Raw genomic sequence first — 22221 nt, forward strand, 5'->3', positions numbered from 1 at the left:
AATTGTAAATAACATGCCTTAAAATGCTTCTCAGATATAATTTCACTAAATTTCAAAAAATATTATCAACCCACGCAACCGATAGCAACTCCACTGCATCTTGAAGATGTAACCAGCAAAAATGAAAGTGTTTATCAACAAATCTAAAACGGAAGAAGACTTAATCGCAGGATGCATTAAGCAAAAAGCAAGCGCTCAGCGAGCCTTGTTTGACAAGTTCTCCGGAAGGATGCTAAGCCTTTGCAGACGATACGTGAAAGACGCATTGGAAGCGGAAGGCGTAATGATAACCGCTTTCACAAAAATCTTCGAACGAATAGAACAATATACGGGAGAAGGAAATTTTGAAGGTTGGATGAAGCGCATCATGGTGAATGAGTCTTTACAATATCTGCGGAAGCATAAAAATATGCAACTGAACATGGATATCGAAGAAGCTCATTATTTGCCAAACTTGGATGCCAAGGAAGATCATTTGCAAACGGAAGATTTGATGCAAATGGTAGCCGAATTACCGGTAGGCTACAGAACGGTTTTTAACCTTTACGCCATTGAAGGCTACTCTCATAAGGAGATAGCCGAACAGTTGAATATTAATGAAAATACATCCAAATCGCAGCTGAGCAGAGCAAGAGTATACTTGCAAAAACGCCTTGCAGCAATGGAACAAGAAATAGCAATAAGTCATGGAAACTCATAAAATAGACCAATTATTTAAGCAAAAACTGGAGCGTCACAGCGAGCCGGTTTCAGCAGATGCTTTTGCCAAAGTGCAAGCTCAAATGAAAGGGAAAAAGCAAAAAAAGGGATTCCCCTGGATGATAGCCGCTAGTGTTAGTATTTTAGTGGTGCTGTCATTCGGATTAGTGTATAACTTGAGTATAAGTGAAGAGCAAAACTTAGCGAAAATAGAATTGAACGATGCGCAGCTTAGCTTTTATGAAAATAAAACACTGGAAATTCCAGAGGTTGAGGAAGTAGAAACCTCAACAGCTCAAAAGCCAGCCGTTAAAAGTCAAGTGCAGAAAAGCGATATTCAGACTTCTAGAATGCCATTTCAAACTGCTCAGGCTATAAGAGAAGAAGACTTCAATAGAATAGCTTCTCTTGAAAAGCTTGAAATCCGCAAGGTAAACTTAAATCAAGAATTAATTCCTGAATTGAGAATTGCACCTACAAAACATGAAAATAAGGTAATAGTTGAAATTCATTACGCATACGCAGATAGTAAAAAAGAAGAAAATTTAATTGAAAAGAGTAACAATAAACTAAAATCGCTGGCCAGTGAATTCAGTTTATCGGATTTGAGAAGTGCAAAAAATGAATTATTTGCTTCTGCACTTCAATTTAACCGAAAAGGAAATAACTAATAAATCAAAAAAAGAAAGAGATGAAAAATTTAATAAAAATATCGATGATTTTTTGCCTTGGCCTTATGAGTCAAATGGCTAGCGCAAGTGGTTGGAATTCAGATACCTTAAAGGTAATACAGGTCAATGGAGAAATGGTGAAAATTGTTTTGAATAACATTCAGGATAAGGAAGAAGTAAAGGCATTCAACTTGAACAAAATAGTAGAAACTATTGCTGCAAGTGGTGGAGAATTAAAGGATGGTGAGGTTTTGATACCTGGCGAAAATACAACTTATTTGCTTAAACAAGCTAATGGACTTTTCTACCTTAGTGAATTACGCACTGGCAATAATGACCGTTATATTGTGAGAATATTTGAGAATACTTCCAGAGAAGAATTAGAAAGATATAGAGCGGAAGCTGGTAAAAGAGGAATTACGGTAGATTATGAAAATTTACAAATTGTAAATGGCGAAATAGATGCCATAACATTGAAAGTAAACTCCAACGATGGTTTTTCCGGGACAGCCTCCACTACTAATATACCAGAGACAGGAATCGGATTTATACGAGACTTCAATGAGGGTTCAGAAATTCCTTTTGCCATAGGAGATATCTTCGATAAAACAGAAAATGATGATAATTGGAAAGACGATTTCAAAAAAGGATTTAAAGATGGTTTCGATACGGCTTTTAATGAGGAAGAAGTCGTGAAAAAGGATAAAAAAGATAAGTTAATTAGTCATGACCAGGATGTTCAGTTTTCAGTAGGGCTCAATAACTATCTAAATTCAAGCAACCAGTTTCCTGATGCGGATAATAAAGATTTTACGCTAGACCCATTAACCTCTTGGACTTACTGCTTACATTCTAATCATGCTGTTTCAGTTGGCTCTTATGTTAAATTTAATTTTCAGTTCGGACTATTATGGAATAACTTTGCATTAGCAGACAACGACTTTCTGTTCACAAAAGGACCTGAGCAAGTGCAGATGGTTAATACTACCGCCACAAGAACTGATATAAGTCCAAAAAGAAGTAAATTGAACATTACCTATTTGAATTTTAACTTGGTGCCGATGTTCCATTTCGGAAAAAACAGCGATGCCTTTAGAATTGGAGCTGGTCCCTATGGAAGTTATAGAATTGCCAGCAAATCGAAATTCAAATATGATGATAATGGCAAAGATATTGAGAAAAATAATTTCCACCTTAACAACTGGAAATATGGCGTGAAAGCTCAAATTGGATGGAAAGGGGTTGATTTATTCGCTACTTACGATTTGAGTCCAGTGTTTATTGAAGAAAGAGGACCAGATCCTGATTATCCATTGAGAGCGATATCTTTTGGGGTAATATTCTAGAAGATTAGCCTCATCCTTAGTCCTTCTCCAAATGGAGAAGGATAGCGTTCTTAAATAGATTGATGATTATAGGATGATAGATTAAAAGATAATAGACTATAGATTTTAAAATTGAAGACAGCGCAAATGTAGGTTTGCGCTGTTTTTTTATGCTATAAAATTTGAATTATTTGATTGCTTCAGTCGTGCCTCTCTCCTAATGGCCTACCCCACCATGTTGGACGCTCCGAGCAAGTTGGGTAAGATGTTAATTGATACCGAAAGCAATATCCGTCATTGCGAGGCACGAAGCAATCTCTTGCCAGCTATGCACAAAGGATAGATTGCTTCACCCTAAAGGGATTCGCAATGACGCTCTGAGCAAATGTAGGTTGTTAATCACCGACAGGGAAAGTTATACCGTCATTGCAAGCAATCTAGAATAATAAAATATCAATAAGTCACAAATTGCAGCCTATAATAAATCCTATACTGCTTTTTTATGCTTGAATCTATTTTAACTGTTGATACATCTAAACTTTGAAAGATTCTATCGAATATTTCTTTAGCTTCATTTAAAAGATTGTACATTAGACTTTCATTAAAACAATTCATTACAACCATATGGCATCAGAAATCATCAAAATCAGTAAACAAGAAGGTAACAACGGCCTTTACTTAACGGACAATGAAGGTCATTCTGGAAAAGATAACATCACTACCAATGTAAAAAAAGGTGATACCGTTACCTGGACGCTAGTTCCCAATGGAGGAATAGACCAAATCACGGGAATTACTGCAAAACCGGATAGCCAAGATGTTTTTTCAGTAGACCCTGCGCCCGTAAATCCCAGTGATCCAGCTTCCGATTGGACTGGAACTGTAAGCCCAGATGCAACAGGTACAGAATCGTATAGTATTGGGTATAAAATAGGTGATGAGTCTTTGGTGGATGATCCTCAATTGAATGTAAAAACTTAATAAAAGGTGAATATTAAATTCCACACCTTATTATTAAAATTACTATTAACTGTTGGTTTCTCAATAATTTTCATTTTTGGGATAAAAGCTCAAAACCAACAGCTTGTTGATAGTTTATTAGAGATACAGAATAAGAAAAATTTACCTGATACCATACGTTTAGAAGTTTTACATGAAATAGCTTTTAACGAACGAAACACCTCCAAAAGGCTTAATTATGCCAAACAACTGATTGTTTTAGCTGAAAAGCTAAACAATCAGTTGTACTTACATAGAGGCTACCTACAAAAAGGACAGGCGTTAAGAGAAAAAGGAGATTACTCAAAAGCAATAAATTCCCTTTATAAAGCAGCAAAAGCAGCTGAAAAGGAGAATTATCAAGCAGGTTTTGCAGGTGCTTATATAGCACTTGCAGGTGTATATAATGCAAATGATGACCATAAAAATTCTTCACATTATTACAGCAGAGCTATTAAAATTTTACGTCAAGAGCAAGACTCTGTAAATTTAGCCACTGCATTATTGAATGCAGGAGATGGATATTTGAATGCAGGAAAACTAGATTCTGCCCTTCTTTATTTTGAAGAATCAGGAAAAATATTTCAAGAAGTGGAATATTTAATAGGCACTGCCTATAATTTGGGCAATATGGGAATGGTGCATGCCTTAAAAGGTGAGCACCGAATTGCCAAAAATAAAATGGATTTAGCCACTGTCATCCTAAGAGATATGGGTGATTTTTATCCTATAGCCGTTTATGACATTTACATAGCCGACATTTACAAAGAAAATAATGATTTAGAACGTGCTATAGAATATGCTCAACATAGTCTGAAAATTGCTAAAGAACATTCATTAAAAGAGCAAATCCGCGATGCCAATCTTAAATTATCCGAATTGTATGATGCGCAAAATAAATATCAACAAGCTTATTTTCATCAAAGCCAGTATTTAATTTACCGAGATAGCATCAATAGTGAAGAAAAAATTCGGGAAATAGCGGATATGAGAACTGAATATGAGGTCAATCAACGCGAAGCGGAGATTCAACTCTTAAAAACCGAGCAAGAAAATCAGTATATCATTTTTGCTTCCATGGCGGTAATCATATTGCTTTTGGGTATCCTCAGTATTTTATACTACCGTAATAGCCGTAAGAAACAAAAGCTAAATTCATTACTACAGGAACGAAAAGAAGAAATTGAGGCTCAGAGGGATCAGCTGGAAGCCATTAATGCTACTCGTGAGAAATTCCTATCTATTATTGCGCATGATCTGATGGGACCTGTTAATTCATTTAAAGGCCTTTCGGTTATCATGAAGGATAGCATCGAAAAAGAGGATAAAAAAGACTTATTGGATATCCACAGAATTTTTGATAAAACCATCACCAACCTCTCTACTTTACTTACCAATTTGCTGGATTGGTCGGTTACGCAGCAAGGAAATATCCCGTACAATCCAGAAAAAATTAATCTTCAGCAGCTCAGCGAAGAACTACTTGATTTATTTTTCAATACAGCTGAGAATAAGCAGACAAAATTACGTCTTGAAATAACCGATGATTATGAGATTTGGGCAGATGCCAATAGTGTGAAAACCATATTCAGAAATTTGGTCAGCAATGCATTAAAATTCACAGATGAAGGTGGAACGATACAGTTAAGTGCCCAAAAATCGGGGCAGTTTATTGCTATAAAAGTTCAAGATACTGGAATGGGCATGTCACCACAAAAAATTGATATCATTTTAGCAGAAGACCATTTCGAAAGAAGCCAGGGGACTAAAGGAGAACGAGGACTTGGTTTAGGGCTGCAGCTGGTTAAAGAGTTCACCCGAATGAACGGAGGCAAAATGGAAATTGAAAGCGAGATTAATAAAGGCACTACTTTTATTATTTCGTTGCCGACCTCCTAGCCCCCTAACCTCCAGAAGGGGAACACGCACCGAAATTCCTTTGCATTTTAATTGGGTATAGTTTGCATTTAAAATTAAAAAAATCGTCTTGACTTGCGGTTTGACGGTTGGAACCGTCTAATCGATGTAAGTACATCTTCAATATCGGTCTGAAGCCAAATGCGTCAGACCGAGTTGCACGCTAAAACACCCCTATAATCCCCTCAAGGGGATAATCTCTCCGATTTATATTGGTAAGAAACAATATGTTTTATTACAATATACAATATTAAAAATCCTATGCTAAATAAAAATTTCAAAAAACAATACTAATTTGTCTTAGAAAAAAGAAAAATTCGTGAGAATCCCCCCTTGAGGGGGGCGAAGGGGGGTGTAACTGCATTATGAATCTAACTCCATCGCCAAACTTTCCCATTGTTCGGTTAAGCTTTTCAGTTCAGAATTTACCTTTTCAAATTTCTGGTTCACTTCAAAAAGTTTGTCCGGATCACCATAAACAGCAGGTTTTGCTAATTCTTCTTCCAGGCTATTTTTATCGGATTCCAGTTTTTCAATATTCGTTTCCAGTTTGGACAGCTCTTTTTGCTTGGCTTTTAGTTCAGCATCTTCCGGCTGATGTCTGGGCTTAGCTTGCTTTTCTTTTTTCTGTTCTTTCTTTATCTCCTCCTCAATTTTTTGATTATCGGCTTTTGCTGCTTCTCTTTTAGCAAACCAATTCTGGAATTCATCATAGGTCCCCGGATATTCTTTCACCTGATAATCTTCTATCCACCAGATTTTATTCGCCACATGCGATACAAAATATCTATTGTGGGAAACGGTGATAAAAGAACCTTCATATTGCTGTAAAGCTTGAATCAGAATATTTTCCGATTGCATATCCAAGTGATTGGTTGGCTCATCCAGCAGAAGGAAATTGGCATTGGAAATCATAGTCTTGGATAGAGCCACACGCGATTTCTCCCCTCCTGACAGCACTTTGATTTTTTTGAAAACTTCCTCATCCCTGAAAAGGAAACAACCCAACAAATTTCTCAGCTCCATTTCAGTTCGGTCACTACCCGCTTGCTTCAGTTCATCTAAAATTTCATTATTGATATTCAAAGATTCTAACTGGTGCTGTGCAAAAAATCCGAATTCCACATTATAGCCTTGTTCTCTCTTTCCATCAATCTTCTCCTCCCCAGCTATTATTCTCAGCAAAGTAGATTTACCTTTACCGTTTGCCCCAATCAACGCAATTTTATCACCTCTTTCAATATGCGCATCGGTATTTTCTAAAATCTTGATGTCTCCATAAGATTTGGACACATCTTCTAATCTTACAATATGTCTGCCGGATTTATTATTGATATTAAAGCTGAAGTTTATGGTGGCATTATTGTCCACTACTGCATCCACTTTATCCATTCTGTCCAAGGCTTTCACTCTCGACTGAACCTGCTTTGCTTTGGTGGCTTTGGAACGGAAACGACTGATGAATTGCTCCGTCTGCTTTATTTTCTGCTGCTGATTTTCATAAGCATTTTGTTGCAGCTCTGCTCTGAGCGCTTTTTCTTCATTATAAAAGTTCCAATTACCAGCATATAGATTTAACTGTTGTTGATCTACCTCAACTGTAATATCGATTGTTCTATTCAAAAACTCCCTATCGTGCGAAACGATAATATAAGCACCTTCATAAGATTTTAAGTAATTTTCAATCCATTGGATAGATGGTAGATCCAAGTGGTTGGTAGGCTCATCCAGCATCAGTAGAGAAGGCTTTTCCAATAGGAGCTTGGCTAACATCACACGCATTCTCCATCCACCTGAAAAAGTTTTGAGCGGCCGCTTCAGGTCTTCCGTTTTAAATCCGATTCCTTCCAAGATTTCCTCAGCTTTGGCTTGAAGGCTGTAACCTTCCATCATTTCATACTGCTCCTGCGCTTTCGTTAACTTAACTACTAAATCATCGGAATAATCCTCTTCCATCTTCTTCAAAATAGATTCGATTTTTTCCTGCAATATCAAGGCTTCTTTAAAAGCCTGCATGGCCACATGCAAAATGCTATCCTCGGACTGAAAAGAAAGTAAATCCTGATTTAAGAACCCAATGGTGCAATCTTTACTCATCTGCACTTCACCCTTATCGGGTGTAATATCTCCATTGATTATTTTCAGCAAAGTGGATTTTCCCTGTCCGTTAAGTCCGATCAATCCAATTTTATCTTTTGGTTTGATGTGTAGAGAGGCATTATTAAATAAGGCTCTGTCGCCTATGTAGTAATCTAAATTATTAATAGAAAGCATGATGCAAAATTAAGTGGGATTTTGTCAGGATAAAATCCTTTTGAGGAATAGTTAACAGATTATTTCAAAGTTAATCCAATTGTGCTTGAGAAACGATTTGAAAAATTAGGTAAGCTCAATTAACGAGCTGGCTTTTTTTGAATAGTTTTAGTTTACCACAATCGTAATTGCATATGGGTAAAACAAGTTTCTTCGGACAGCTGGTCTTCCCACAGTTACTTTCTTTTACTGATACGTTAATCCAGTAAATGTCAGATTAAAGCATCAATCAGGTCGGTATCATTTGAAGTTTAGAACGTCACATAATCTTGTAAGCATTTCAGCCACAAATAATTATAAACCTATTCTATAGCCAACATTGATTAAAAAACCATTTGAGTATTTGGGTTCACCTGCTATTTTATCTGCAATTGCACCTGAACCTACACCACCTAATTCTACAAAGTAGGCTGCTTTTTGGGATGGCCTAAACTCAATTCCGAATAATCCATATCCACCAAAAACGGAACTTTCTGAAGAAAAGGCACTATTTGGTAAAATGGTTAAAAAACCACCTTCTCCATACATAAATAGTTTATCGGAAAAAATAGCATTCCTAACTTTTATCCCAAGTTGGAAATTCTGATACAGTGAAAAAGTCGTTTCTGATCCATTAAAATATTCAAACCACAGCAGATTTGCGCCAGCCTTGATAGCAATCTTTTCTTTAATAAAGTATGGACTAATCAAATGTAATCCAAGTCCAATATCTTTTTGATATCTACTAACATTGAAGCCAATTTCTAATTTATTCGGACTTGTTTGTGCTGAAACTTGGCCACTTAGCATTATTGATAATAATACCATTAATAATATTTTTGCTATAGAGTTCATATTTTTCTTGTTTTCAATTATTTTTATCTAATCTTTTCGGTCATGAATATTTTTTAGCAAATGCTATGCCACGACATGGAATAAACATATTTCATAACATTAAAATAACATTAAATCATTAGTGTCCCGGGGACGATTTTAAAACTTAGGCAAGTCTGGGAAACGAACTTACTTTTTTTGTGTATTGTAATTTACCACAACCGCAAATACACATCAGTGAAAATACAAGTTTCTTCGGACAGCTGAATTTCTCTCAGTTATTCTCTTTTATTGATAAGTTACTGGTCTAACTAGCAGAAACGCGAAAATTAATTACGATTTCAGTGATTTTAAAATTGGGGTTCCTAAAAAAGCAGGTTCTGATGAAAAAACAGAATGGACATTAAATGGAAAACTAAGCATCACGACAGAATCGAAATGAAAAAACTTAAACTACCAGCTGATTTAGAGATTAGAAGCAAATCAGAAGTGATTACGATCAAGACTGATGATGAAAATGTTTGGATTAATATTTCGTCTTCATCAGCTGTTAATTTTTCATTAACTACCTTACTCAAAGTAAAGCAATTCACTTCTTTAATTAAAAATGTTAAGCAAAATTTTATCGTCATGTTCGCGAATAAAAAAGTAGTGAAAATAAAAATAGGGATATAAACTATCTACAGAAATGGTTAGTGTTCAAATATTTAGTGAGTTCATTTTTTAGAAATGGAATTTGATAAATTATTGAATTTATTTAGCGTCTTAAATCAAACTCCTACTCTACTTTTTTGAATGAATTGACCAATCAAAACCCACGAAGAAATTTCGCCCCATCACACTCCCATAATTGTAAGCCGTATCAAAATATTGACCGAAGCCTAAAGGAGCTGTTTCATCTTGCGTGCCGCTTAACGGTGAAAATTCCTGAACATTATTAAATAGATTCCTAAAACCCGCGAAAATTTCAATCCTTTTAAATTCCTTTCTTATTTTCAGATTATGTGATGCGAAAGCAGGAGACGATGCTGGTCTAGAGTTTACAATTTTCCCCATTGCATTCACGTCAAATACTTCAGGCATGGAAGTGGGTCCATTCCAGTTAAAATTATAATTTAGTTTTATTCCCTTCGGAAAACTGTATTCTGCAGAACCTACGGCAGACCAATCTCTTGAATATATGATGGGTCTTTCCTCCAAAATACCGACTTCATTACGCACTGCCTGTCTGGCATTTTGCCATTGAGCGCCCAAATTCAAATAAAGATTAGCTCCAAATTGATGATTAATATTTGCGCTCAAGCCTCTGGTGTAGGCGTAAGCTTCAGAATTAGCATAGATAATAAAACCGGGAGTATCATAATCTGGAATGATTTTGTTGGTGAAATAGGTGTAAAATCCATCTATCTCAATATTTCCCTGCTGGTTTCCGATGGTATAAACATGCTGAAAACCTAAGCCAACATTGAATGACCGTTCAGGATCTAAATCATCTTCAATACGTAATTCCCTCTGACCAGAAACGAAGGCGTGGTCTTCTGTAAAAAGATTAACTATCCTGAAACCGGTTCCGCTATTAAAGCGAAAATTAGTCCAGTCACTCAATTGATATTGCACATTCAATCTAGGAGAAAAAATCATTCCATGCCGGTTGTAATAATCTAATCTGACACCAGAAAGTGCTTTCCATTTTTTACTTATTTTCCACTCATCCTGAAGAAAAACTCCAGGGATGATTTGCAAATCAGGTTGATTTCCTGCCTCACTTGATGTTGCCGCAGAATTATCGTCATAATAACTTACGCGTTGACTAAAGCCCGATAATATATCATGATTTCTCCATTTATTTTCATAAATAAAATTAGTAAAAGCCTGATGCTGCTCTGCCTCGTAAAAGGTATCTCCGTAATAACTATCTTGCCAATGCTGACTCGCAGAAAATTGCAATCGAAACGGACCGTCTCCGAATTTCTTATCGCCAAACAATTCCCATCTGTGGGTGTAAATACTTTCCCCGTACACATCTTCGCTGCCTCTCAACTGCTTATAATTTTGATCTCTTACATATTCCAAAACGCCATTTCTTCTGTCTTCATAATAGTATTTCCCTCCTAATGAAAATTGTTGCTTTTCATTTTCTGAAAAATTGAAAACGGAGAATCGATCTCTTAAAACCACATCAGAAAACAGGTCTTCATTTTGGTCTACAAATCGGTTGGCCACGTCCCAGTGAAAACCTGAAAAATGCTTCCAATCTTTTTGAGCATACTGCGAAATCACATTTCCTCTCCATTCCCCAAATTGCGATACACTCGAATTCAACTTCAAATCATTCTCTTCGGCATCAGGCGTGATGATATTGATGACGCCTGCCATAGCTTCCGAACCGTAGAGGGTAGAGCCAGGTCCTCGCACTACCTCCACTTTTTCCATCATATCGGTAGGGATGCTATTGAGTCCATAAACAGTAGCTAAATTACCGTAAATAGGAATTCCATTAATCAAAAGGGAAGTATAAGCACCTTCGAGGCCATTGATACTGATTTCATTGGTATAGCAAACTCCACAGGCTACATTTTCTTGAATCCCATTTATCATGGAAATATTCTCCATCAAATTTCCTGAACCCTGAGAGAAATCGTTTAGGAAGTCCGCTTTGAAGACTTCTACTTTTACAGGAGAGTTTCGCAAGCTTCTGGTTTGCATTTGGCCGCTGACCACTACTTCATTCAATCCTAATTTGTCTGGAATAAGCCGAATGCGGTGGGTTAGAGATAAATCAAAATCTTTAAGCTCTATTTTACTCTTTTGAAAACCTACATGCGAAATCCAGAGCGTTTTGCTTTCAGATTGAATTTTCATTAAAATAAATCCTTCCTCATCAGCGGTTGCACCATAGCCCAGATCATAATCATAAGCATTTGAAAAAGGTAAGGGCTCATTTTTTTCATCCACTATGATTGCTTTAAATACCTGTGCTTCAGCGGCAAAAACAAAGAATGAAAATAGTAAAAATATCCAAATTGATACTCTCATGATTTATTTTTAGATTAATCTAAATATATTTTAATACAAATATATATTTATAAATTAGATAACCTAATTGATATGAAAAGGTTACGCTTAACCTTTAGAAAGTACTACTTTTAATAATTTGTTACTTTATGAGATGAGGTTAGCAGAAAATGAAACCAAACTTTACCTGGCATCATAATCGTATTAAAACTATTGAAAGAATGAATTTGACAATAGTGATGCTTTAAATGTAATTGCATGCTGATACTCTTTTCAATAAAAAAGTACCAGCGTCAACACAATTATTTTTATAAACAGATTTTTTTAAAATCCTAACGTTAAATAGTCGCTTGATTCTGTTAAATCAGAAAGTCTTGTTTGCGTCAGAACCACAAAACACAATTATGATGTGATTGTGAAATGACTCTAGAGCCACAAGAGCACTTAAATATTCGCTGTGGTCTGATAGTTTCCGGAATTTCAAAAAGATATTAGACAATTAATTATTTAATTAAAACCAACCGACTACACTAAAGGAAACTGTATTTTGACGGCTTGCATTTGTTAAGAATGGATAATCCTCTTTACCCGATGGTTGAAGTGTTCCCTTATAAAACCAGTTTTGAGTACCGTAATCATGTCTATACTCTCCACGAATCATTAAATGATCTTTTACAAGAATATGAGAAATAGTGCCTGTAATACCATATAAACCTGCCTCATTATTTTCATTAAATGTTTCCAGAAAATTGGAGGATGAACCTTCAAAAATTCTCTCAAACATATGTTCATATCTGAATGAAATGTAATTTTTTTCGCTGGTAATAAATTTCAGATATGCAACATTGATTAAGAATTGATTATTACCTGCATCGGTAGTTTCAAATCCAGGTGTAAATTGAGTCATAAATTCAATATTCTTAGTGATACTAAACCTAGTATGAAAGTCAAAAATATGTCTCCAGCTATTTTCAAAAGTATAGTCTGTTGGTCTTTCATTACCTCCCATGTATAATGCACTAAAATGAACATTATTATTTGGCGTCCATAAATAAGAAACACTGACTGTTTTATTAACATTATTATCAGTTACCATATTCTGACCATTGACTAGATAGAGTGAAAATGTGTTTTTCGGAGAAGGGCTATATAAAAACCTTACACCGCTATGATAATCAGGTACATGGATAAAAGCATTACTTCTGGAAAAATTCCAGTTTTCACGATAATCTTTTTTATGCATACCCGGATTGGCCATGCTTGTTTCCCATGTCTGAAAACTAGGTAATCCTTCTATACCAATAGGAGTTGCCATTATACCCATTTGGGCAGATAATCCTTTAACATTTTCAAAATCATAGTTGACAATTGCTTCTTGAATAAATTGCCAGCTTACACTACTTAATGAGGGCACCTGATAACTTGCTGGAGTTGTAGGCTCTTGCTTATAAAACTGACTTGGAGTCATACCAATATTAATGGCTAAACGCGTGCTAAAGTTATTATACTTTGCATCCACGCCTATCACAAAGTTACCTACTGTTAATGAATTAGCTATAAAATCAAAACCACGCAAGGCATTGATATTATTAGACGGTTTATTAAAATTATAGGAATAGAATGTTTCCAGATATCCATTAAAAGCTACCATTAATGTATCTTTTGTATGGTGTAAGTTAACAGATTCATGATTCTCTATATTTTTTGATGGAGAATCAGAAATATGATCAGATGACGTATTATCTGAGTGTTGAGAAAATAATAATGAAGTAGACAATAATAATATTGCTGTCAAAACAATGTTTTTCATTTTTATAAAAATTAAATGTAATTAAATAGAAAATAGATTAATAAAAGGTGTAAGATGGATTTCACCAATACTTAACTAGCATTGATTTATCAAAAGAGAGGTGGTGACCTATACTGTAGTCTACCAAAAATAATAAAAGATTAAGATAAAACTTAATTGTCTATGCTGAATCAGACAATTTCTGATGTAACCTATGTATTGAGCTATAAATGATTCAAAGGAATACTCGTAAGATGGAACAAAAGAAAAGGATGGATTTCTAGTAGTTTCTACAGACTCGTCTGTAGCTTCATTCAAATAATTTCCCTTGGTTTGAATTGTTAGTGTACTATGCTGGTCAATTTTAGATTTTAACTCAGTTTGCTGACTACGTACGTCTAAAGTGGAATTTAGAGTCACTGAATTACAATTCGCTGTCGCTGCAAAACTTAAAATTGCAGTTGAGAAAACTATTGTAAAAAATATAAAATTATACCATTTAATCACGGTGCGAAAGTAAATTAATAAATCAATAAAAAACTTTTTTTGAGTTTTATTTTTTCTAATATTCAATTTATTTTTTTAGCTTTTTAAAAAAATAAATTTACACTCACAATTCTGCTAAAAATCACTGATTTCAACATAAATGTATCTTTATATTTCATCTGTATAGTTATTATTGCAAACGGTCATAACTTGTCCCGTATTTATCGGGATGGAATTCAATAAATTTTATTCATCCTTGTTAGGTATGTTGAGGATTTTAAAATTTCTACTCAATTCATGTTCAGAATCGTACTTTAAGAATAATTCAACTAAAAATTAAATCTAATTATTTTGAAACAGAGCAATACAATTTAAAAATATGCTTTTATCCAATTACCATAACAAATACAATGCAGAAGCTGGTTGTGATGAAGTTGGCAGAGGATGCCTAGCAGGACCTGTAGTGGCTGCTGCAGTTATTTTACCAAAAAAGTTCACTCATCCTTATCTTACTGATTCCAAAAAATTAAGCGCCAACAAAAGAGCTGAATTGGTTGATGTAATAAAAAGCGAAAGTATTGCCTGGGCCGTTGCAGAATGCAGCCCTGAAGAAATAGACCAAGTCAATATTTTGAATGCCTCTTTTTGGGCTATGCATAAAGCCATAGACCAATTAGTACAAAAACCTGATTTTCTACTGATCGATGGAAATCGATTTACGTCCTACCAAAAAATAAAACATGAGTGCATTATAAAAGGCGATAGCAAATATTTCAGCATAGCGGCCGCTTCTATTTTAGCAAAAGAGTACCGAGATGATTTGATGCGGAAATTAGCTGAATTGCATCCTCACTACGCATGGGAAAGAAATGTTGGATATCCGACCAAACAGCATCGAGCAGGAATTCAGAAGTTTGGGATAACGGAACACCATAGAAAATCATTTCAGCTGTTGCCGAAGCAGCGGGAGATATTTGAGAACCATGGAAATGGTTAAACTAGAATTGTAGGAAAAGATAGATAAATAATAAAAAAAATTTTATAAAGTTTACTAAGTCAAATATAAAGTTAAAAAAGTGAGCAGAAGCCCAATTTATTCCTTCATCATTTTCATATTAATCTTAAGCTGTAAGGATTCAGACAATCATAAAAACAGTAAAGAAAATGAGCTTGAGATAAAAATAAACAGCATTAACATTAAAACGGATACCTTAGCGAAATTTACTTATGGCGTTTTTACATTCAAAAGTGAAAAAGATTTAGAGCTAATTACTTACAATAACACTAGTCACAGCATTGAATTTTTCAATCTGAACTCAAAAAATCTAAGCAAAAGAATAATTTTAAAATCAGACGGGCCTAAAGCTATTGGAAACGTAACTGGTTTATATTATCATAATCAAGATTCAATTTTCATCTCCAGCAGAGGAAGTATTAATATTATCAATGAATCCTACAGCAAAGAATCAAACCCCAATTTATTAGCACTTATTGAAGATTATAACATCAATTTTGAACCGCTATTTAATCAGCATTTCAGACTTTATTATATCCCTGAAATAAAAAGTATACCCATTTATAATCTTTATTTCGACCCAAAAAGTAAAATATCAGCTGAAACTGAACAAATTAGCTTTTTTGATTTAAATGATTTAAAGATTACTACATTAGACTATTTCCAAACGGAACCAATTGAATCGGATATTGAATATGGTTTTTTGAATTACCCTACTATTTCAAAACCATTTGATGGTAAATTTCTCGTGAACCAGATTTATTCACCCATGACCTATCAATACAATTCTAAAACTCAAGAATTCACAGAAGTAATAAGTGCTGATAAAATTTATCATGAGAAAAATAAGAATCCGGAAGATTGGGTGCCTCATGCCGTGGAAAGTAATTTCTACAATCAATTGGAAAAACTCAATGACAATATTTTTACAAGGATTTTATGGAAGGAAACAGAACATAAACCTAAAGAAAATGGATTTTTAAAAAAGGAATATATTTTGCAAATTTTTAATAAAAATTTTGATATAATTGATGAATTAAAGCTACCTAAAAACACTTATTTCTCTTATACATGGTTTGTAGCCAATAATAAACTTTACATTCAAGCGGGACATCCTAATTATAAATACATCTCTGAAGAAGAACTGATTATTCATGAAATTGAGTTAAAAGAGAAATAAAAACTTTATACTTTTGAAGTAATTGTTCAACTTAAAATTCACCACACTACTTTTATGAAACAATTCAAAGTCGGATGTGTACAAGCCACTCCTTCCCTATTTAATAAAGCCAAAACGATGGAAATCGTCTTGAAATGGATTCAAAAAGCATCAGAACAAGGAGTTAAATTATTAGTCTTTCCGGAAAGCTTTATTCCTGCTTATCCTGCTGGTTTAGGATTCGGAACTGTGGTAGGCAGTAGAACAGAAGCTGGAAGAGAACAATTCAGAGAATATTGGGAGAATAACGTAGAAGTAGGTGCAGAAGAAACTGAAAAGCTCGCTAAATGGGCGAAAGAATACGAAATGTTCATCACCATAGGCATTACCGAAAGAGATTCGGTCAGCAAAACATTGTATTGCACATTGCTCTATTTTTCACCTCAGGGAAAATTGATGGGCAAGCATAGAAAATTAAAACCCACGGCTGCTGAAAGATTGGTTTGGGGCGAAGGAGATGGAACTACCTTGAGTACATTCAATACTGAAATAGGTAAAATTGGTGGATTGATTTGCTGGGAAAACTACATGCCATTAGCCAGAATGGCGATGTATCAAAAAGGAGTGGAAATTTATGTAGCCCCAACTGCAGATTCACGGGACAGTTGGAATAGTAGTTTGATTCACATTGCTTGCGAAGGCAGATGTTTTGTAATTGGCTCTAACCAATTTATCCGCAAAAGTGATTATCCTGAGCAACTTCAAAAAGAATTGGCAGAAGATAGACCTGAAGTTTTATCAAGAGGCGGAAGTGTGATTATTTCTCCTTTAGGAAAAGTTTTGGCAGGCCCTTTATATAACGAAGAAGGCTTACTTACTGCAGAAATTGACCATGATGAAATCATAAGAGCTAAAATGGATTTTGATGTATTTGGCCATTATGCTAGAAATGATGTTTTTGGGTTTGATGTGAAGGGGCAGCCGGATATGGAGAAGGATAAATGATTTACATGAAGTCTAAGCGAGGCGCTTAGAATAGTAGGACACACGCGAAACGCGTGCGCCAACTTTGTCCCTGCTCTGCGGTTTGACGGTTGAAACCGTCTAATCGCTATCCTAAGTATTATCACAACTTCATGGCTGGATATGTTTTTTTTTAGATGTGAAAGGGCAGTCTAATATGAATAAGGATAATGGTTGATCTGAGATGAAGCTTCATAAACCAATATCTTAAAAACATAATGTTCGCACCACCTTGAGTCTGCAATTATTATATTTGAAAAATATAATAAAATCATTATGTTTTCTGAAAATGATATACTGATGAAAAATATCAAAACCATCATAATAGTTTTCCTTTCAACCCTTATTGCGGGCTATATCGTATACCAAACGGTTCAATACAATCAAGCAAAAGAAGTAAGAGAACAGGCTGAAAAGCTGAACAATGCAAATTGATAGTAACTTTTAGCATTCTTTTCCACAAAAATCACTGTTTGATTTAGTATTAATTCACAATTATCCTCAGATTTGCAGCCTTGTAAAAAATAGGTAATGATAAGAGGAGCCATATTGGTATTTTTAGGAGCTTGTAGTTTTGGAGTCTTAACCACTTTAGTGAAAATTTCATATTCTGAAGGATTTACTTTAGCCGAAGTTACGGGTTCTCAAGTATTTTTTGGAGCAGTATTATTATGGCTAATTTTAGCAGGAAAGGCTCTATTTCAAAATGTCAAATTCCATTTTACATGGAAAAACAGCTGGAAAGTATTGCTTATTGGAATCAGCACAGGATTAGTCAGTTTATTTTATTATAAATCCATTCAAGAACTACCTGCCTCCATAGGTATACTTTTATTGATGCAATTTACTTGGATAAGTATGCTGCTGGAAATTGTTATCCATCGAAAATTCCCAACCCGAATGCAGTGGATTTCGGTTATTTTTATCCTTTTCGGTACTTATTTAGCAGGAAATGTCTACAGTCTGGAAAATATTCCATTCAGCTTAGAAGGAATAGGCTATGGATTACTAGCAGGATTTTTTTATGCTGTATTTATTTGGGCCAATGGCAGAGTTGGCAATGCATTGATTCCTGTTCAGAAAAGTGCCATGATGATTACTGGTGCATGTCTTTTCATCTTTGTCATATTCCCTCCAGAATTTTTATGGAATGGAAGTTTGTCAGCCGGTTTATGGTCGTGGGGATTAATTTTCGCGCTCTTCGGAACTGTTATTCCTCCATTATTTTATGCTTATGGTATTCCTATAACTGGAGTTGGCCTCAGCAGCATTTTAAGTTCAGTTGAGTTGCCCGTGGCAGTCTTCTTTTCAAGTTGGCTTTTAGCTGAAGAAGTAACTAATTTGCAATGGGTAGGCGTTGCTACCATTCTCTTTGCAATAGTGGTTGCTAATATTAAGAAGGCTAAAAAGGAAGTATAGCCCCTACCCCCACTCAGAAGGATTATCTCTCCATTCTTTTAAAGTTTCTAACTCATCCTCTTTTATTAAATTCTTTGCTAAGGCCTCCTCAAGCAAATGTGGATAATCGCTTAAACAAAGTAATTTAATATTTGCTTTTTTAAAATTCTCAACTGCAACATCAAACCCATAAGTAAAAATTGCGGCCATACCCAAAACTTTAGCTCCAGCGGATTGTAAAGCTTCTGCTGCTTTGATAGAACTTCCACCAGTAGATACTAAATCTTCTACCAAAACAATTTTCTGATCCTTTTCTAATTTTCCTTCAACCAAGTTTTCCATTCCGTGTCCTTTTGGCTTGGAACGGACATACATAAAAGGTAAATCCAAAGATTCTGCTACCAAAACTCCTTGAGGTATTCCTGCTGTGGCAACTCCAGCAATGGCTTCTGCATCAGGAAATTGAGCACGGATTACATCTGCCAAATAGTGCTTAATGATACTTCTGGTTTCAGGAAAAGAAAGTGCTAATCTGTTGTCGCAGTAAATTGGAGATTTCCAGCCTGAAGCCCATGTAAAGGGTTTAGCAGGTCTGATTTGGATAGCCCCAACATCTAATAATTCTAAAGCAATAGCACGTGCAATTTCTGGTTTGGCGATGGTAATCATGGAAAAGTAGTGGTTTTAATTTGATGCGAATTTAAGGTTTTTATTCACAAGGCTGAAATAAAAGATAAATTAAGAAATGTGTGAATTATAAATTTGATAGTTAGAAGTGTTGAAGAGATGTAGGAACCTTAAATACAAATTAACAATAAAATAAGGTATTAATTTATAATTTTGTAAATCGTCTGTTTGCTAGGCTCTAAAATCTATTGTCTATCTACCAAACTCAACATCCCTAATTTATCCATTTTCAATTTACCTTCATTATCTAGTTTACGGACTGCCGTAATCACTTTTTCTTTGGCATAGCCTTCAATATTTTCACACAGTCTTTCAATATTCAGATGAGAATCTTTTAGAATATGCATGATTTTTTGCTCTAAGTCTTTATCCTGTTGACTTGATTTCTTTTGATCAAGACAGACATCGCAAACACCGCAGGCTTCTTCTTTATATTCTCCGAAATATTGCAAAAGCTTCAGCGTACGGCACACTAAATCATTTTCCACATAATTTTTAACTGCCATCAATTTCTCATACTTGCTTTTTTTCCTTTCTTCCAGTCGCTTCTTATTGAGTGGCAATTTGTTGGCATCATGGCGTGCTTCCAAAAAGGTTAATTGAGGTGAATCGGATTTTGGTGTATAATCCATTACTCCTTCTTTATCCAGATAATTCAATTGTTTTACCACCTCTTGTGGAGTCATTTCAGCCATTTTGGCTATTTGCAATTCATTTATGAAAATTACTTGCTGATAGAGATCTCCTCCATAAATCCGCAACACAGTCTTAATGAGCTTTTCAAATTTGGCATTGGCAATCTCATATGAATATAAATCCTTAAAATCCAGATTGATATGTAAGCCTGAAGGACGATAAAACTGCTCATTCAATTGAATAAAGCCCTCTTCCTCTAGAACTTTTAATGCATGAAAAACGGGGTAAATCTCATATTTGTAGTGCTGGCAAAAATCTTGAATCTCAAAACTGTAATTTTGCATTTCACCAGAACCGATAGCTATTTTAAAATAATTAGCTAAAGATTGATAGAGCCTTTTCAGGAATTCGAAATCTGGATGGGCCAATTCATGCCTTTCCTCCATTTCCTTAAAATCCTGTGGGTGATAAAGCGCTACTGCAAAAGCTGGCTTTTCATCACGCCCTGCCCTACCCGCTTCCTGATAATAGGATTCAAGATTATCAGGTAATTCCCAATGAATGACAGTGCGCACATCAGGTTTATCAATGCCCATTCCAAAAGCATTAGTCGCCACAATAATTCTTGTTTTATTGGTCAACCAAGCATCTTGTTTTGCATTTCGGTCGGCTTGGGAAAGTCCAGCATGATAGAAATCAGCTGAGAAGCCATTCTTCTGCAAAAGTTGAGCGATTTCCTTGGTGCGCCTTCTATTTCTTGCGTAAACAACTGAAGTTCCTGCTATTTTTCGTAAAATCTCAAAAAGCTTGGCATCCTTGTTCTCAACTTTCCGAACTGAATAAGAAAGATTATCTCGGGCAAAACTCTTTTGAAATACCTTTCCATTTTTGAAGTTCAGTTTTTCTTGGATGTCTATTTTGACATCCTCAGTTGCAGTAGCAGTTAAAGCTATACAAGGCACAGCAGGAAATAACTCTCTGAAATTAGCGATTTCCAAATAGGGCGGACGGAAATCATAACCCCATTGGGAAATACAATGCGCCTCATCAATTGCGAGCAGATTCAGTTTCATTTTCTTTGCTCTTTCTAGAAATAAATCTGTTTTTAATCGCTCTGGAGAAACGTAAAGAAATTTATAAGCACCGTGAGCTGCATTATCCAACAAAATATCAATCTCCCGATAAGTCATACCTGAATAAACAGCAGCCGCAGGAATTTTTCTTCTTTTTAATTGCTCTACTTGATCCTTCATCAAAGCAATCAGTGGGGAAATCACCAGGCATAAGCCTTCGCTCATTAAGGCTGGTACCTGAAAGCATATCGATTTTCCTCCACCGGTTGGAAGCAAAGCCAAAGTATCCTGTCCCGAATTGATGGAATTGATAATATCCTCCTGCATACTTCTGAAGGCTTCATAACCCCAGTATTTTTGGAGAACATCAATGGCTTTTGGGTTTTGCATGGAGTTTGGGAAGATATTTTATGAAATCTTATAAAATCACCAACTAGGCGTCTCTTTATTCAAAAAGGCCGCTATTCCTTTTTTGCAATCTTCTGAAGATCGGGCTTTGGCATTTTGCTCTGCTGCGTATTGCAAACCTTCTTCCAATCCTTTCTCCTGAACTTCCGCTATCATCTGCTTGGTAAATGCCATGGATTGCCCTGAGTTATTCTGAATCAACTGTTGTGCAAATTCATATACGGTCTCTGAAAGCTTTTCCGCTTCTACCACTTCATTCACCAATCCCATTTGCTGGGCATCTACTGCTTCATATAGTTTGCCAGACAAAAGAAGTTCTTTCGATTTCCCCTCTCCTATTTTTCTTAATAAAAAGACCTTAACGATTGCAGGAATGAATCCAATTTTCACTTCTGTATATCCGAATTTCGCATGAGGAACGGTATAGGAGAAATCACAAACTGTGGCTAAACCGCAACCTCCAGCCAAAGCATGTCCTTGGATCTCTGCAATCACCACTTTAGGGTAAGTATAAATTTCGTAGAAAAGCTCTTTTAAATGATTCGAGTCTTCTAAGTTTTCTTCGTATGTGTTATCCTGCAAGCCTTGAATGTATGCCAAATCTGCTCCAGCACAAAATGCTTTTCCTTCTGCTCTAAGCACGATTACTTTTACCTTGTCATCTTCTTTAAGTTGAGCAAAAGCTTGTTTCAGTTCTCCAACAAATTCATAACTTAACGCATTTCTCTTTTCAGGTCGGTTGAGTGTGATGTAACCTATTCTGTCCTTAATTTCAATCTTAATTAATTCCATAGT

At 35.4% G+C, this 22221-nt stretch carries 18 protein-coding genes; 11 read left to right on the forward strand and 7 right to left on the reverse strand.

What is annotated here, in order from left to right; translation table 11 throughout:
* The first annotated feature begins 121 nt into the window (after window positions 1-121).
* The 5 genes from VFM92_RS03115 to VFM92_RS03135 all read left to right on the forward strand — a co-directional run bounded on the left by VFM92_RS03115 (window position 122) and on the right by VFM92_RS03135 (window position 5593).
* Window positions 122-700, forward strand: a complete 579-nt coding sequence (locus tag VFM92_RS03115; RefSeq protein WP_325120735.1) for a sigma-70 family RNA polymerase sigma factor — start codon at window positions 122-124, stop codon at window positions 698-700.
* A complete protein-coding gene (locus VFM92_RS03120; RefSeq protein WP_325120736.1) occupies window positions 687-1370 on the forward strand; it encodes a hypothetical protein in 684 nt (227 codons plus the stop codon). Before VFM92_RS03115 ends, VFM92_RS03120 begins: the two co-directional genes overlap by 14 nt.
* A gap of 20 nt (window positions 1371-1390) precedes the next feature.
* Window positions 1391-2716, forward strand: coding sequence for an outer membrane beta-barrel protein (locus VFM92_RS03125; RefSeq protein ID WP_325120737.1), 1326 nt, complete (start codon window positions 1391-1393; stop codon window positions 2714-2716).
* A gap of 603 nt (window positions 2717-3319) precedes the next feature.
* Window positions 3320-3676 carry a hypothetical protein gene (locus tag VFM92_RS03130; protein ID WP_325120738.1) on the forward strand — a complete coding sequence of 119 codons (357 nt, stop codon included), beginning with the start codon at window positions 3320-3322 and terminating at the stop codon, window positions 3674-3676.
* A gap of 6 nt (window positions 3677-3682) precedes the next feature.
* The gene (locus VFM92_RS03135; RefSeq protein WP_325120739.1) at window positions 3683-5593 is read left to right on the forward strand and encodes a tetratricopeptide repeat-containing sensor histidine kinase; all 1911 of its coding nucleotides are present in this window, start codon (window positions 3683-3685) and stop codon (window positions 5591-5593) included.
* Window positions 5594-5974: 381 nt separating this feature from the next.
* On the opposite strand, the gene VFM92_RS03140 is transcribed toward VFM92_RS03135, so the two are convergent.
* Both VFM92_RS03140 and VFM92_RS03145 read right to left on the reverse strand, forming a co-directional pair.
* Entirely contained in the window at window positions 5975-7885 is a 1911-nt protein-coding gene (locus VFM92_RS03140; RefSeq protein ID WP_325120740.1) for an ABC-F family ATP-binding cassette domain-containing protein, read from the reverse strand.
* Window positions 7886-8218: 333 nt separating this feature from the next.
* Window positions 8219-8758 carry a hypothetical protein gene (locus VFM92_RS03145; RefSeq protein ID WP_325120741.1) on the reverse strand — a complete coding sequence of 180 codons (540 nt, stop codon included), beginning with the start codon at window positions 8756-8758 and terminating at the stop codon, window positions 8219-8221.
* A gap of 375 nt (window positions 8759-9133) precedes the next feature.
* On the opposite strand from VFM92_RS03145, the gene VFM92_RS03150 reads away from it, so the two are divergent.
* The gene (locus tag VFM92_RS03150) at window positions 9134-9412 is read left to right on the forward strand and encodes a hypothetical protein (RefSeq protein ID WP_325120742.1); all 279 of its coding nucleotides are present in this window, start codon (window positions 9134-9136) and stop codon (window positions 9410-9412) included.
* A gap of 108 nt (window positions 9413-9520) precedes the next feature.
* Here the strand turns inward: VFM92_RS03150 and VFM92_RS03155 are convergent, their stop codons facing one another.
* Together VFM92_RS03155 and VFM92_RS03160 are read right to left on the reverse strand one after the other, a co-directional pair.
* Window positions 9521-11773, reverse strand: coding sequence for a TonB-dependent receptor (locus tag VFM92_RS03155; RefSeq protein ID WP_325120743.1), 2253 nt, complete (start codon window positions 11771-11773; stop codon window positions 9521-9523).
* A gap of 490 nt (window positions 11774-12263) precedes the next feature.
* Window positions 12264-13562, reverse strand: a complete 1299-nt coding sequence (locus tag VFM92_RS03160) for an outer membrane beta-barrel protein (RefSeq protein WP_325120744.1) — start codon at window positions 13560-13562, stop codon at window positions 12264-12266.
* Between the two features lie 844 nt (window positions 13563-14406).
* On the opposite strand from VFM92_RS03160, the gene VFM92_RS03165 reads away from it, so the two are divergent.
* The 5 genes from VFM92_RS03165 to VFM92_RS03185 all read left to right on the forward strand — a co-directional run bounded on the left by VFM92_RS03165 (window position 14407) and on the right by VFM92_RS03185 (window position 18643).
* Window positions 14407-15024 carry a ribonuclease HII gene (locus VFM92_RS03165; RefSeq protein ID WP_325120745.1) on the forward strand — a complete coding sequence of 206 codons (618 nt, stop codon included), beginning with the start codon at window positions 14407-14409 and terminating at the stop codon, window positions 15022-15024.
* A gap of 79 nt (window positions 15025-15103) precedes the next feature.
* The gene (locus tag VFM92_RS03170; RefSeq protein WP_325120746.1) at window positions 15104-16222 is read left to right on the forward strand and encodes a DUF4221 family protein; all 1119 of its coding nucleotides are present in this window, start codon (window positions 15104-15106) and stop codon (window positions 16220-16222) included.
* A 54-nt stretch (window positions 16223-16276) separates the two neighbouring features.
* Window positions 16277-17206 (forward strand): carbon-nitrogen hydrolase family protein, encoded by a 930-nt coding sequence (locus tag VFM92_RS03175; RefSeq protein WP_325120747.1) that lies wholly within the window; start codon window positions 16277-16279, stop codon window positions 17204-17206.
* A 318-nt stretch (window positions 17207-17524) separates the two neighbouring features.
* Complete coding sequence (locus VFM92_RS03180) at window positions 17525-17659, forward strand: hypothetical protein (RefSeq protein ID WP_325120748.1); 135 nt, start codon at window positions 17525-17527, stop codon at window positions 17657-17659.
* Between the two features lie 96 nt (window positions 17660-17755).
* Complete coding sequence (locus tag VFM92_RS03185) at window positions 17756-18643, forward strand: DMT family transporter (protein WP_325120749.1); 888 nt, start codon at window positions 17756-17758, stop codon at window positions 18641-18643.
* Window positions 18644-18646: 3 nt separating this feature from the next.
* On the opposite strand, the gene pyrE is transcribed toward VFM92_RS03185, so the two are convergent.
* The 3 genes from pyrE to VFM92_RS03200 all read right to left on the reverse strand — a co-directional run bounded on the left by pyrE (window position 18647) and on the right by VFM92_RS03200 (window position 22218).
* Window positions 18647-19291, reverse strand: a complete 645-nt coding sequence (pyrE, locus tag VFM92_RS03190; RefSeq protein ID WP_325120750.1) for an orotate phosphoribosyltransferase — start codon at window positions 19289-19291, stop codon at window positions 18647-18649.
* 203 nt (window positions 19292-19494) lie between these two features.
* On the reverse strand, window positions 19495-21408 hold the full coding sequence (locus VFM92_RS03195; protein WP_325120751.1) for an ATP-dependent DNA helicase RecQ: 1914 nt from the start codon (window positions 21406-21408) through the stop codon (window positions 19495-19497).
* Between the two features lie 36 nt (window positions 21409-21444).
* Complete coding sequence (locus tag VFM92_RS03200) at window positions 21445-22218, reverse strand: enoyl-CoA hydratase/isomerase family protein (RefSeq protein WP_325120752.1); 774 nt, start codon at window positions 22216-22218, stop codon at window positions 21445-21447.
* Between the last annotated feature and the right edge of the window lie 3 nt (window positions 22219-22221).

Source organism: Marivirga sp., from assembly GCF_035704835.1.
Classification (GTDB): Bacteria; Bacteroidota; Bacteroidia; order Cytophagales; family Cyclobacteriaceae; genus Marivirga.

Excerpts from the sequence above, each read along its gene's own strand:
- VFM92_RS03115 (WP_325120735.1), top strand. The coding sequence starts at position 122 with ATGAAAGTGTTTATCAACAAATCTAAAACGGAAGAAGACTTAATCGCA.
- VFM92_RS03120 (WP_325120736.1), top strand. The coding sequence starts at position 687 with ATGGAAACTCATAAAATAGACCAATTATTTAAGCAAAAACTGGAGCGT.
- VFM92_RS03125 (WP_325120737.1), top strand. The coding sequence starts at position 1,391 with ATGAAAAATTTAATAAAAATATCGATGATTTTTTGCCTTGGCCTTATG.
- VFM92_RS03130 (WP_325120738.1), top strand. The coding sequence starts at position 3,320 with ATGGCATCAGAAATCATCAAAATCAGTAAACAAGAAGGTAACAACGGC.
- VFM92_RS03140 (WP_325120740.1), bottom strand. The coding sequence starts at position 7,885 with ATGCTTTCTATTAATAATTTAGATTACTACATAGGCGACAGAGCCTTA.
- VFM92_RS03145 (WP_325120741.1), bottom strand. The coding sequence starts at position 8,758 with ATGAACTCTATAGCAAAAATATTATTAATGGTATTATTATCAATAATG.
- VFM92_RS03150 (WP_325120742.1), top strand. The coding sequence starts at position 9,134 with ATGGACATTAAATGGAAAACTAAGCATCACGACAGAATCGAAATGAAA.
- VFM92_RS03155 (WP_325120743.1), bottom strand. The coding sequence starts at position 11,773 with ATGAGAGTATCAATTTGGATATTTTTACTATTTTCATTCTTTGTTTTT.
- VFM92_RS03160 (WP_325120744.1), bottom strand. The coding sequence starts at position 13,562 with ATGAAAAACATTGTTTTGACAGCAATATTATTATTGTCTACTTCATTA.
- VFM92_RS03165 (WP_325120745.1), top strand. The coding sequence starts at position 14,407 with ATGCTTTTATCCAATTACCATAACAAATACAATGCAGAAGCTGGTTGT.
- VFM92_RS03175 (WP_325120747.1), top strand. The coding sequence starts at position 16,277 with ATGAAACAATTCAAAGTCGGATGTGTACAAGCCACTCCTTCCCTATTT.
- VFM92_RS03180 (WP_325120748.1), top strand. The coding sequence starts at position 17,525 with ATGAAAAATATCAAAACCATCATAATAGTTTTCCTTTCAACCCTTATT.
- VFM92_RS03185 (WP_325120749.1), top strand. The coding sequence starts at position 17,756 with ATGATAAGAGGAGCCATATTGGTATTTTTAGGAGCTTGTAGTTTTGGA.
- pyrE (WP_325120750.1), bottom strand. The coding sequence starts at position 19,291 with ATGATTACCATCGCCAAACCAGAAATTGCACGTGCTATTGCTTTAGAA.
- VFM92_RS03195 (WP_325120751.1), bottom strand. The coding sequence starts at position 21,408 with ATGCAAAACCCAAAAGCCATTGATGTTCTCCAAAAATACTGGGGTTAT.
- VFM92_RS03200 (WP_325120752.1), bottom strand. The coding sequence starts at position 22,218 with ATGGAATTAATTAAGATTGAAATTAAGGACAGAATAGGTTACATCACA.